Source organism: Streptomyces sp. NPDC046335, from assembly GCF_055587985.1.
In genome coordinates, this window is record NZ_JBVJFF010000015.1 from 189484 (window position 1) to 202260 (window position 12777).

Annotated in this window: 8 protein-coding genes and 3 pseudogenes; 6 read left to right on the top strand and 5 right to left on the bottom strand. The window is 67.8% G+C overall.

The genetic code is table 11. The annotated features are described in order from the left end of the window. Positions 1-181 precede the first annotated feature (181 nt). Positions 182-322 (top strand): annotated as a pseudogene (locus ACZ6JY_RS33045) (GMC family oxidoreductase N-terminal domain-containing protein); the annotation flags it as partial. A gap of 230 nt (positions 323-552) precedes the next feature. Here ACZ6JY_RS33045 and ACZ6JY_RS33050 read toward each other — a convergent pair. Beyond that, positions 553-975: a hypothetical protein gene (locus tag ACZ6JY_RS33050; protein ID WP_469201981.1), complete on the bottom strand. Its 423-nt coding sequence runs from the start codon at positions 973-975 to the stop codon at positions 553-555. A 178-nt stretch (positions 976-1153) separates the two neighbouring features. After that, a complete protein-coding gene (locus tag ACZ6JY_RS33055; RefSeq protein WP_469201874.1) occupies positions 1154-2269 on the bottom strand; it encodes an AI-2E family transporter in 1116 nt (371 codons plus the stop codon). A 24-nt stretch (positions 2270-2293) separates the two neighbouring features. Here ACZ6JY_RS33055 and ACZ6JY_RS33060 point away from each other — a divergent pair. After that, positions 2294-2439, top strand: a pseudogene (locus ACZ6JY_RS33060) (VOC family protein); the annotation flags it as partial. Between the two features lie 54 nt (positions 2440-2493). Here ACZ6JY_RS33060 and ACZ6JY_RS33065 read toward each other — a convergent pair. Further along, positions 2494-2952, bottom strand: a complete 459-nt coding sequence (locus ACZ6JY_RS33065; RefSeq protein WP_469201983.1) for a DUF6650 family protein — start codon at positions 2950-2952, stop codon at positions 2494-2496. Between the two features lie 732 nt (positions 2953-3684). On the opposite strand from ACZ6JY_RS33065, the gene ACZ6JY_RS33070 reads away from it, so the two are divergent. Together ACZ6JY_RS33070 and ACZ6JY_RS33075 are read left to right on the top strand one after the other, a co-directional pair. Next, positions 3685-5229: a cellulose binding domain-containing protein gene (locus tag ACZ6JY_RS33070; protein WP_469201875.1), complete on the top strand. Its 1545-nt coding sequence runs from the start codon at positions 3685-3687 to the stop codon at positions 5227-5229. 88 nt (positions 5230-5317) lie between these two features. Beyond that, positions 5318-7033: a glycoside hydrolase family 6 protein gene (locus tag ACZ6JY_RS33075; protein WP_469201876.1), complete on the top strand. Its 1716-nt coding sequence runs from the start codon at positions 5318-5320 to the stop codon at positions 7031-7033. Between the two features lie 271 nt (positions 7034-7304). On the opposite strand, the gene ACZ6JY_RS33080 is transcribed toward ACZ6JY_RS33075, so the two are convergent. Together ACZ6JY_RS33080 and yicI are read right to left on the bottom strand one after the other, a co-directional pair. Further along, on the bottom strand, positions 7305-7790 hold the full coding sequence (locus ACZ6JY_RS33080; RefSeq protein ID WP_469201877.1) for a phospholipase: 486 nt from the start codon (positions 7788-7790) through the stop codon (positions 7305-7307). 764 nt (positions 7791-8554) lie between these two features. Beyond that, positions 8555-10798, bottom strand: a complete 2244-nt coding sequence (gene yicI / locus ACZ6JY_RS33085; RefSeq protein ID WP_469201878.1) for an alpha-xylosidase — start codon at positions 10796-10798, stop codon at positions 8555-8557. Positions 10799-11217: 419 nt separating this feature from the next. Between yicI and ACZ6JY_RS33090 the strand changes: the two are divergent. Continuing rightward, positions 11218-11376 (top strand): annotated as a pseudogene (locus ACZ6JY_RS33090) (xylose isomerase); the annotation flags it as partial. Between the two features lie 125 nt (positions 11377-11501). After that, positions 11502-12767, top strand: a complete 1266-nt coding sequence (locus tag ACZ6JY_RS33095) for an ABC transporter substrate-binding protein (RefSeq protein ID WP_469201880.1) — start codon at positions 11502-11504, stop codon at positions 12765-12767. The last annotated feature ends 10 nt before the right edge of the window (positions 12768-12777 follow it).

Below are 12777 nucleotides of genomic sequence, written 5' to 3' on the forward strand. Positions count from 1 at the left end.
AAGTTGCTCTGAGTCCGCCGATGCTCAGCCCCGGCGTCCGCGTCTACGTGTGGACCAGCCCGACCCCACGCCGCCCGAGCGCAACGCGAGAGGGGCAAGCCCTACGAGCAGGGGACCGACCACCGCGCAGGGCCTGGTGTGGCCGGGTCTGCTTGCGACCAGGACCGCCCGGCAGCCGCAGATGCCGTATTGGCGCGACCGCGGCGTCGGCGGGAGTTCTGCGTTCAACGGGCAAACCACGATCCGGCCACCGATGGAGGACTTCGACGACTGGGACGCCACCGGCTTTACCGACCGGGCCGGAAAGGATGTGCTGCCGTACTTCGCGAAGCTGGAGGACGACGCGGAGTTCGGCGACATGCCCTACCACGGGCACGACGGACCCACGCCCACCTTCCCTACGCCGCGAGCGCGTTGCGGCGGCGCCGACCACGCGCTTCTCGAAGCGGCACGCGCCGCAAGCTGCGCCTGGGCGCCGGACGTGAATGCTCCCCGGTGCGACAGGGATCTATCCCTACCCGATCAACTCCCGGTCCGGGCGCCGCGCCTCGGTCAACCGCGCGGTCGGTGTCCGCGTGCGCTCAGGACGATCTCGTCGCCGTACTCAGTCTCCGCCGCCCCGTCCACCGGCCCCTTGAGATGCCGATTCAAGGCTGCCGTGAGACCCGACATCGCCAAAGCGGCCAGGGCGAAACAGCCGCAGACGAAGCTCACGGTCGCGCCCCATGCGGCGGGCAAGCCGTACACCGAGAGGGAGAACTGAAACCCTGCGCCGAGCGCACCCGATCCTGCGGCGAGCAACCATGTGCCAGGGGTGAACGCGGTCCAGATGTCACCCGTGGCAGCAGACCGCGCGACGCGCAGGAAGACCTGCCCGGCAAGTACCGCGCACGCGATCGGCGCGACAGCGGCCAACCCCAACAGGAGCACTATGGGCAGGATCCAGATACCGGCATCTTCGGACGCGAGGGTCATGAGTGCATGACCGTCTGAGCAGCCAAAAGGTTGCCCTGCACAGGACGCCATTGATGGTGAGAGGGGACCTCACCATCAATGGCGTCGAGGGTGTCGAGGCGTCGAGTGCAAGTTCCTGCGGCTCCTCCTTGGCTGTCACCGCGGTCGGGGTGGAGTTGCGAGGAGGAGTGACGAGGGGCTACGAGGGGGCCGGGGTGTCTGAGTGTGCGTCGTCGGTGTCGGGCTCCTGGAGCGGGTCGCTGAGTTGTTCGCGCAGGTAGTTCCAAGTCACTGCGGTCAGGGCGGTCGCCGGTACGGCGAGGAGGCTTCCCACGACGCCGGCGAGGTTGGTGCCCAGGGTGACGGCCAGCAGGATCACGCCCGCGTGCAGGCCGAGCCCGCGGCTTTGAATGATCGGTTGGAAGACGTTGCCTTCGAGTTGCTGGACCACGAGGATGATGGCGAGCACGATCAGCGCGTCGGTCGGTCCGTTGTAGACCAGGGCGATGAGTACGGCTACCGCGCCGGCGAACAGGGCGCCCACGATCGGCACGAATGCCGTGATGAAGGTCAGGATGGCCAGCGGGAGAACGAGGGGCACGCCCAGGATCCACAGGCCCAGGCCGATAAAGATGGCGTCGAGCAGGCCGACGAGTGCCTGGGAGCGTACGAAGGCGCCCAGGGTGTCCCAGCTGCGGGCGGCCACATTGGGGACGTGGATGGCGAGTCGGCCGGGGAGCTGACGGGCGAGCCAGGGAAGGAAGCGGGGGCCGTCCTTGAGGAAGAAGAACATCAAGAAGAGCGCCAGGACCGCGGTGACCAGCCCGTTCAGCACGGTGCTCACTCCGGTGAACAGAGTGCTGACCATGCTGCCGGCGCTGTCCTTGATCCGGTCGGTTGCCGAGTCGACTCCTCCTGAGATCTGGGCGTCGTCGATGTTGAGGGGCGGCCCGGCGGCCCACTGGCGCAGCTTCTCGATGCCTTCGACCACGCCGTCGCTCAGTTCGCCGGACTCGGAGGCCACCGGCACTGCGATCAGCGCCACGATGCCCGCAGCGGCCACGAGGAACAGCACGGTCACCACCGAGGCCGCCAGGGCGGGAGGCCACCCGCGCCGGCGCAGGAAGTGGGCAAGGGGCCAGGTCAGCGTGGTGAGTAAGAGGCCCACTATGAGCGGCCAGATCACTGACCACATCCGGCCCAGAACCCACAGCGCCGCTGTAGCGGCCACCACAACCAGCAGCAACTCGGCGGAGACCCGCGCCGACTGGCGGAGCGCCGCGGCGGTTTTCGTGGAACTTAGCGTGGCAGGCATGGGGGACACCCTATGGATACGTCCGTCGCGTTCGCCCTCCGGGATGACCTTGCGGGCACCGATCTCGCATCCGTGGCCCAGCGGCCCAGCCGGGCATCGGTGCCGCGATCCGGCTCCACGCCACAGATGTCCAGGCGATCCACGATGCTCTGGTCGCCGATGCTCACAGTCGCCCCCGACCTGGCCGAGCAGACGGTGCACACGTCCGGCTACTGCTACTGCGGCTATTCGTCTCGGCGTTGGCGTCCGGCCGGGAGGTCCAGGCCGGTGAGTTTGTACCGGGTGCTTACCGCGGTGGTCTCCAGGCGTACCTGTTCTCGGAGGTCGGTCAAGGCCTGGTTGAACACTTCGTAGCCGTCGACGTCGCTCGTGAAGCGCCGGCCGTCGTGTCCGCCGGTCTCGATGAAGTCGGTGAACGCGGAGCGCAGAGCCCGCAGCCAGGTACGCAGATCACTCTTGGGTTTGTGGATCTGCTCCAGGAACTCCGAGAGCCGCTGCCTGCACTGAGCTGCCGAAGCGAGGCAGGAGGTGGCTTCGATCTCGGGGCGCCCGGACCCGATGGTCAGGACGCGTCTGTCGGCCAGGAAGTCCATGACCTGCTGCGCGATCAACTTGTCCGACTTGGTGAACTCCCAGTTCGCGCCTATGCCCAGTGCGCTGAATGCCGTCCCTCTGATACCCATGCCGCCGCCCCCTCTTGGCCGCCGATGTCGGTGCTCCATCTCTATCAGGACGACGTAGTACGAACCTATGGCGAGCGCGATGTCCGCCTGAGCCCAGAACCGGTGGCACGTGAACGTCGGCGCCGCCCCGCCCGCCAAGTAGGCCGCGAGAAGTAGCCGTTCGCCGGGTTGGTGATCTTCCCGTAGAGATCGAGGAAGCGGGCATCGTACGTCTTGGACGCGCCGAGCTGAGTGGCGGTGACCGTGGCCTTTGGTGTGGCCCGGGGCCGTCACGCCGAAGGTGGCCGCGCCGGTGCCGGTGCCGGTGCCGGTGCCGGAGGCGGAGGCGTTGGCCGACGCTGCATTCGGCTGACGCCGCGTCGGCGGTGGCGGGAAGAGCGGTGAGCGTGGCGAGCGGTAGTGCCAGGGTGGCCGCGACAGCGGTCCACGGCCGCCGGCCCGTCTTTGTGGCATGCCCTGGTTCCTCCTTGCAGTTCGAAGAGCGAGGGGTGGCGATGTGATGTGGGCGTCACAACCTGTGAACCAGTGGGAGCGCTCCCAAGGATGGGGACGGAGGAAATGGGGGTCAAGAGGGTTGAAGAGTCGAATAAATTCGACAGCAGAGAATTACCAACTTCTCTGTTGCTTGACGGGAGTTCATTCTCTACAGTCCACCAGCAACCAGTGGGAGCGGTTCCATCAGTCGACGCGACGGCCATGTGCCGGTCGCGCCCGAGCTGCAGGGAGTCGCTCATGCGCCACCCCCCGCGTCACGCATTGCACGCAACCCTGCTCGCGTGCGCCGTCTCGGCGGCCACGCTCGTCCCCATGACCGACGCCGCGTCCGCGGCCGCCCCCGCATGCTCGGTGGAGTACTCCGTCACCGGCCAGTGGGACAGCGGCTTCCAGGCCGCCGTGGAGGTCACCAACCACGGTGCGGCCAAGGGCGGGTGGAAACTGTCCTTTTCCTTCGCCGACGGACAGAAGGTCACCCAGGGATGGGCCGCGAAGTGGTCCCAGACCGGGACAGCCGTGACCGCCACCAACGAGTCCTGGAACGGCGCGCTTCCCTACGGCGGCAGCGTCTCGGCCGGGTTCATCGGATCGCGGTCGGGCGCCAGCACCGCACCGACGGCCTTCAAGCTGAACGGCACGACCTGCGACACCGACGTCACCGATCCGACCGATCCGACCGATCCCACCGAACCCACCGATCCCACGGACCCGACTGATCCGCCTGACCCGACTGATCCCACCGACCCGACCGATCCGGGCGGCGAGGGTGAGGCCCCGGCCCTGAAGGTCTCCGGGAACAAACTCGTCGACGCCTCCGGTGCCACCCGCCGGATCCTCGGCGTGAACCGCTCCGGTGCCGAGTTCATGTGCGTACAGGGCCACGGAATCTTCGACGGGCCGGTCGACGAAGCGTCCGTCGCGGCCATCGCCGACTGGAAGGCCAATGCCGTCCGGATCCCGCTCAACGAGGAATGCTGGCTCGGCCTCGACAACATCAAACCCGAGTACGCGGGAGCCAACTACCAGTCCGCTATCAAGGAGTTGGTCACCAAGGTCAAGGCCCACGGCATGACGCCGATCCTGGAGATGCACTGGTCGTACGGCCAGTACACCGGGAACTCGGCCGGCTGCGCCGACGTCCACGCCACCTGCCAGAAGCCGATGCCGGACGCCCGGTACGCACCCGGCTTTTGGACATCGGTCGCAAGCACGTACAAGGACGATCCGACGGTCGTCTTCGACCTCTTCAACGAGCCGTACCCGGACCGCGCGACCTCCGACATCTCCGATGCATGGGCCTGCTGGAAGGACGGCGGCACCTGCCCCGGCATCGGCTACGAAGTCGCCGGCATGCAGGACCTCGTCGACTCGGTCCGAGCCACGGGCGCCAAGAACGTGATCCTCGCGGGCGGCCTCGCCTACTCCAACGACCTCAGCCAATGGCTCGCCCACCGGCCATCCGACCCGGCCGGCAATCTCGCCGCGGCCTGGCACGTCTACAACTTCAACACCTGCTCCACAGAGAGCTGCTGGGACTCCACGCTGGGACCCGTCGCCGCCCAAGTGCCGCTGGTAGCAGGGGAGATCGGCGAGAACACCTGCTCCCACGGGTTCATCGACCGCGTCATGAAGTGGTTCGACGACCGCAAGCAGTCCTACCTCGGCTGGACCTGGAACACCTGGAACTGCTCCTCCGGCCCGTCCCTCATCAGCTCCTACGACGGCACACCGACCGCGTTCGGAACCGGCCTGCGCGATCACCTGCGCACCGTGAACGGATGACCGCCCCGCACCGTACGGCTACCACCCCACCCCGCACCACCCTCCTCATCCCAGAACTCTCCTCATCCCAGAAGGGACACCGCACCTCATGAGCGGTATCAGATCGAGAGCCGGCACTGCCGTGCTCACCACCCTCGCCCTCACCGGCGCCGCCTGCGTTGGCACCGCCGTCGCGCAGCCCGACGTGGGGGCAGCGGCCCCGGCCTGCAGCGTCGACTACAAGATGCAGAACCAGTGGGACGGCGGCTTCACCACCGCCGTCACCGTCACCAACAACGGCGCCGCGGTCAACGGCTGGAACCTCACCTGGTCCTACGCGGGCAACCAGAAGGTCACCAACAGCTGGAACTCCGACATCACCCAGGCCGGCGCCGCCGTGACCGCCAAGAACGCCTCCTACAACGGCAACCTGGCCACCGGCGCCTCCGCTTCCTTCGGCTTCAACGCCTCCTACAGCGGCAGCAACGCCCTGCCCACCACCTTCAAGCTGAACGGTGTCACCTGTAACGGGGACACCGACCCCACGGACCCGCCCGATCCGACCGAGCCCGGGGATCGCGTCGACAACCCGTACGCCGGAGCCAAGGTGTACGTGAACCCGGAGTGGTCCGCCAAGGCCAAGGCCGAACCCGGCGGTTCCCGCATCGCCAACGAGCCCACCGGCGTCTGGCTCGACCGCATCGCCGCCATCAACGGCGTGGGTGACGGCATGGGCCTGCGCGACCACCTCGACGCGGCGCTCGCCCAGAAGGGCAGCGGCGAACAAGTCGTCCAGCTCGTCGTGTACGACCTGCCGGGCCGCGACTGCGCCGCTCTGGCCTCCAACGGAGAACTCGGCCCCACAGAGATCGACAAGTACAAGACGGACTTCATCGACCCCATCGCCGCGATCCTCGCCGACTCCAAGTACAAGGATCTGCGCATCGTCACCACGATCGAGATCGACTCACTGCCCAACCTCGTCACCAACGTCTCAGGCCGGCCCACGGCCACGCCCAACTGCGACGTGATGAAGGCCAACGGCAACTACCAGAAGGGCGTCGGCTACGCCCTCGACAAGCTCGGTGACATCAAGAACGTCTACAACTACATCGACGCGGGCCACCACGGCTGGCTCGGCTGGGACGACAACTTCGGCCCCTCCGCCGAACTGTTCAAGACGACCGCCTCCAGCAACGGCGCGAAGCTGTCCGACGTCCACGGCTTCATCGTGAACACGGCCAACTACAGCGCACTCAAGGAGGAGAACTTCGCGATCGGCGACAACGTCGCGGGCAAGTCGGTGCGCGAGTCCAAGTGGGTCGACTGGAACCGCTACACCGACGAGCTTTCGTACGCCCAGGCCATGCGGACCAAACTGGTTTCGCTCGGCTTCGACCAGAACCTCGGCATGCTGATCGACACGTCCCGCAACGGCTGGGGCGGCACCGCCCGGCCCACCGGCCCCGGCGCCACCACGAACGTCGACACCTATGTGAACGACGGGCGCTACGACCGCCGCATCCACCTCGGCAACTGGTGCAACCAGTCCGGTGCCGGCCTCGGCGAACGGCCGCAGGCCAACCCGGCCACCGGGATCGACGCCTACGTGTGGATGAAGCCGCCGGGCGAGTCCGACGGCTCGAGCGAGGCCATCGACAACGACGAGGGCAAGGGCTTCGACCGCATGTGTGACCCCACGTACACCGGTAACCCGCGCAACAACAACAACATGTCCGGGGCGCTGCCCAACGCACCGCTGTCCGGCCACTGGTTCTCCGCCCAGTTCCAGGAGCTCATGAAGAACGCCTACCCCGCGCTGTAGGCACACCGCACTCCGCCGGGACCCGGGAGCGTTCGGCCCCGGGCCCCGGCCACTTCCGCGAGCTGATGGCCACGGTCAGGTATCCGGCGCGGGATGCCAGGCGGTATCCGGTGGCGCCCTGGATGCCGGCCGGCGCGTTTGAGGCGTTCCTCGCCGCCGGGGGCAGCCCCGACGCCGGCCACTGAAAGCTGCCGTCCGGACTGCTGGGCTCAATCGTAAGTGGGCGGTGACGTGCATATGGTCACCGCCCGTCGTCCAGGTGAGTGCCGGTTCAGGCGGCACTCCCGTCGCCCACCACACGGGTGAAGCCGAGCTTGTCGACAGCCTGGTAGTACGTCCAGGCCGTCCCGTTGCAGGTGCTCTTCGTTGCGCCGCTGTACCTGGCGCACACTCTCTTCAGGTCTTCGTAGAAGGCGCTGTCGACGCGGGCCTTGTTGGTGGTGAAGGTGCCCGCTTCCTTGTAGTTGCGGTATCCGAAGTCATGGCGCGCGCAGGCCGTTTTGAAGGGGAAGCCGAGGGGGTTGTCGGGGGAGCTGGAACAGTAGTCGGTGGACCAGTTGAACTGATACGCGCTCCAGGCTCCTTGGTTGCCGTTGGCCGACACCCAGGCGTTATAACTGCCCGCGTCGGTCTGGGTCCACTGGCTGAGGACCTGCGGCTTGTCGGCGGGCACGGCCGATGCGGGGGAGGTGGCTACGCCCATGCCCAGGGTGAGGGAAGCGGTGCTTACGGCGAGAGCGGTGAATCGACGGCGCATGGGGGCGGCCTTCTGTGGGGGATGACACGGTCGTCTCAACAAGCCGTTGCATGCCCACAGTTGGTACTTCATTAAACAAGGCATTCGCGTGAACCTTGTGGGACGGACAGGTGTTGAGGGCGCCTCCCGTGACTGCGCGTGCGCCACCGCGTCGGACGGAGGGTGGACCGCGATGCCCTGCCGGGTGCGGGCCGGGGGCGCACGGTGGAGGCCGGCACGAGCAAAGCGGTGTCCTGCCAGTCGGCCAGGCGGGTACGCGGCCCTTCCGCCTCGTTCGCACCATTACAGGCCGCGTGCCCCTTCCGCCCCGGACGCGTTGATTCAGGCCGAGCCATGCGCGAGCAGTTGGGTGGGCCACGCCCGCGCATCCGTGCTCCCTCGCATAAGCCGGCGCAACGTGTCCCCACCAGGTCCTCATCCAGAAGCGCTGAAGCCATTTACCACGAGATCAGCCGACACCCCGGGTACCTCGCTCATGCCGAAGCGGGTGCTGCTCGATGGCGCGCTCGCCGGAGCGCGACGCGTACGCCCACATGCTCAGGCAACTCGCCCAGTGCTACCCAGCCAACGCTCCAGTTCCCCTGAGACACGGCGATCCTGGGACTCCGGCCGTTCCGGCCGTTGTGGCCGCTCCTGCGCCATCGGCAGTACCGCACGCGGCGCGTCCGAAGCCTGACCAGTACGTCATTCCACCGCCTCCGTGATCGTCGTACGCACGTCGGCGTCCCGCCCCTCCTCACCGCCCGTTCCGTCCCCACGGGACCTCACAGGTCGGCCGAGACCACCGTGCGTGGAGTGCCGTGTCCTTCCGGCGGTGTCACGGTCACAACCATGCCCTTCGCCTTGTGTTCGCGCGTCACCTGGTAGGCGGCTGCGGGGCGGCCGGTGTGGTCGGGGACGGTGACCGTCACCTGGTGGGCGTCGGGGGTGACGAGCAGGGCGAGGTCGTCGAGCCAGTCGCCGTCGGGTCGCTGTGTGTCGGAGCCGAGCGGGAGGACCGCTCCCGGGCGGACGTACAGGGGCAGGCTGTCGAAGCCGTGCCTCTCGCGGCGCCAGGCCGGGCCCTGGACGTGTTCGCCGGTGAGGAGGTGGGTCCAGGTGCCTTCGGGCAGGTAGTACTCGACGACGCCGTCGGCCGAGAAGACGGGGGCGACGAGCAGGTCGGGGCCGAGCATGTACTGCCGGTCCAGGCCGCGGGCGGTGGGGTCGTCGGGGAACTCCAGGAGCATGGGCCGCATCAGCGGCACACCGGTGTGGTGTGCTTCGGCCGCAGCGCCGTACAGATAGGGCATGAGGCGATGCTTGAGCCGCGTGAACCGCCGCGTCACGTCGACGGCTTCGTCACCGAACTCCCACGGTACCCGGTAGGAGCTCGAGCCATGGAGACGACTGTGGGAGGAGAGCAGGCCGAAGGCGAGCCAGCGCTTGAAGACCGCCGGGTCCGGGGTGCCCTCGAACCCGCCGATGTCGTGCGACCAGAAGCCGAAACCCGACAACGACAGTGACAGACCGCCGCGCAGCGACTCCGCCATCGCACCGAACGACGACCAGCAGTCGCCGCCCCAGTGCACCGGGTACTGCTGGCCGCCCGCCGTCGCCGAGCGCGCGAACAGAACGGCCTCACCCGTGCCGCGCTCCTTCTCCAGGAGCTCGAAGACGGCGCGGTTGTACAGGTGCGTGTAGTAGTTGTGCATGCGCTCCGGGTCGGAGCCGTCGTGCCACACCACGTCGGTGGGGATGCGCTCGCCGAAGTCGGTCTTGAAGCAGTCGACGCCCTGGTCGAGCAGCACCTTCAGCTTCGCCTGGAACCACGCGTAGGCCTCGGGGTTCGTGAAGTCGACGAGCGCCATGCCCGCCTGCCACAGATCCCACTGCCAGATGTCGCCGTTCGCCCGCTTCACCAGGTACGCCGCGGCGGCGGCCTCGTCGAACAGGGCGGACTTCTGCGCGATGTACGGGTTGATCCACACGGAGATCTTCAGTCCCCGCCCCTTGAGCCGGGCCAGCATGCCCTCGGGGTCGGGGAAGACATCCGGATCCCACTCGAAGTCCGACCACTGGTACTCGCGCATCCAGAAGCAGTCGAAGTGGAAGACGCTCAGCGGTATGTCCCGCTCGGCCATGCCGTCGACGAACGACGTCACCGTCTCCTCGTCGTACTGCGTGGTGAAGGACGTGGTGAGCCACAGCCCGAACGACCACGCCGGGGGCAGCGCCGGGCGGCCGGTGAGTGCGGTGTAGCGGCGCAGGACGTCTTTCGGTGTCGGGCCGGCGACGACGTAGTACTCCAACGTCTGGTCCTCGACGCTGAACTGCATCTGGCCGACCGACTCCGAGCCGATCTCGTAGCTCACCTTGCCGGGATGGTTGACGAACACGCCGTACGCGCCGGTGGGGGAGACGTGCAGGCTGAACGGGACGTTTTTGTAGGCCTGTTCGCTGCTCGTGCCGCCGTCGGCCTGCCACATGTCCACGATCTGGCCGTTCTTGACGAACGGCGTGAAGCGTTCGCCGAGGCCGTAGACCTGTTCGCCGACGCCGAGCGCCAGCCGCCCGGCCACGTGGTGCGCGCCGTCGCCGGTGGTGAAGAAGGCCGTGCCCTTGCGGCCCGCCGATGTCACCTCCCTGCCGTCCGCGTCATAGAACGACAGTGTCCAGGGTGCGGCCTGGTCCAGGCGTGCGGTGAGAGGGCCGCTGGTGAGCTCGATCGTGTCGCCGTCGCGGCGCACTTGGCCGACCCCGGTGTCGGCGCCCGGCAGGCCGAAGTCCGGACCGGGGTGGCGCTTGCCCGCCAGGTGTGTGGTGCGGACGCCGATGACGCCATCGGCGGGGGAGAAGCAGTCGACGGTCAGCAGGGGGGAGTTGAGGGTGTCACCGCGGCGCTCGACGCGCTTGGTCGCGGCGTGGACGGTGAAGCGGTCGGCGTCGGCTCGGACACTGCGGACCTCGGTCGCGTACGAGGCCTCGACCCCGTTGCGCATGAGCCAGAAGCCGTCGGTGAACTTCATGATCTTCCTCAGGGTGGTGCGGGGCGGCGGCAGTTCGGGTCGCGGGAGCCGTCGGACTCACCCTGCCGATGACGACGCTCGGCCGGTGGCGTGGAGTCCCTCAACTGGCTTGCGATCTTGAAGGAGAAGTAGCTGCGCACGCCATTTGATCGTACAGAAAACAAAACGGCAAGGGCCGTGTTCCGGTGCGATCGCGGAAGCGCTTCGATTCCTGATCGCGCCAGGTAGCGACGCTTTTGCAGCGCGTGAAGTTGGTTGCAGGGTCTGGCGTCGAAGCGCTTGGTGGCGTATTAGTCATGCCAGAAAACAAACTCGCAGCAAAGGGCCACCCCATGTCCGACTGCTTCACCCTCACCCCCGAGGACACGTTCACGTTCGGTCTGCGGACCGTCGGTTGGCGGGGCAACGACCCGTTCGGCGACGCCATCGCACAGCCCACCGCCGCCGAGGGCCTGGCCGGGCTCCTGGCCGACAAGGGCGCGTACGAGGACTACGACCCGGACGCCGCCGCCGAGCGCTCCATGGCCTTCGAGCACCTCGACCAGCTCGCCATGGAGCACCTGCTCGGGGTGCGCTGACCCTCGCACCCCGTGATCGAGCCCGTACGGCCGAGGCCGGAACCGTACCGGGATCTGCGAACACCCCCGGCGGGACACGGGCGTCCCGCCGGGCCGGCCACCCCTCCCAGGCAAGGGCAACCACCGTGACAGCAGCACACACACCGGAGCGCGCGCGTGTCAGGCGCCACCGCGCCGGTCGGCGGGCGACGGTCCCGCTCACCGTTGTCTCCGCGCTCGTGGCCACCACGGCGCTCGCCGGCTGCGGCCAGCAGCGTGACGACGACGTCTACACCGTCCTCAACTCGTCGACCGACGACTCGTATCACGGCTGGGACGCCGCCACCCTGTCCCGCTGCGGCAAGCGGCTCGGCATCACCATCGAGCAGCAGAGCGTGCCGGCCCCACAGGTCATGACGAAGTCACTGCGCATGGCGTCGTCGAAGTCACTGCCGGACGTCATCCAGTTCGACGCCTCCGAGATGCCGACGTTCGCAGACGCAGGCGGCCTCGTCGACCTGCGCACGCTGGGCCTGTCCACCCGGGACATACCGCGGGGCATCGTCGACTTCGGCTCCTACAAGGGCACGTACTACGGGGCCGCGCGCACGGTGAACACCCTCGCCCTGTTCTACAACAAGGACATCTTGAAGAAGGCGGGTCTCCAAGTGCCCACCACGTGGGACGAGATGCGGCGGACCGCCGAGAAACTCACCAAGGGCAGGCAGTACGGCATCGCCCTGAGCGCGGGCGGCGCGGAGGACGGCGTCTTCCAGTTCACGCCGTTCATGTGGTCCAACGGCGGTGACGAGTCACACCTCGCGAGTGAGCAGGTCACCCAGGCACTCGACTACTGGAAGGGCCTCATCAAGGACGGATCGCTGTCCAAGTCGACCGTCAACTGGACCCAGGCAGACGTCAACGACCAGTTCATGGCAGGCAACGCCGCAATGATGATCAACGGTCCGTGGCAGGTCGAGACCCTCAACACCAAGAAGGACCTGGACTGGGGCATCGCCCGGATCCCGGTGCCGAAGGCGGGGGAGGACTCCGTCGGGCCGCTCGGCGGCGCCGTGCTGACCGTACCCAAGACCGGTGACACGGCGCGGGAGAAGACCGCCGCGAAGATCATCGGCTGTATGGCCGGCGAGAAGGAACAGATCACCTACGCGCGCAACAGCTGGATGGTCCCGGCCAACGAGAAGGCCGCCGCCGTCTGGCGCAAGGAAGTGCCCGAACTCGACGCCCTCGCCGACCAGGTGGCCACCGCGCGCTCGCGCACCGCCAAGGTCGGCGCGCGCTGGTCGTCGGTGTCGCTCGCCCTGCAGAGCGCCTTCCAGTCCGCCCTCACCGGGCAGTCCAGCGAGGCCGCGCTCCAGCGCGCCCAACAGCGCGCCACGAGCGGGAAGTGACGTGACGAAC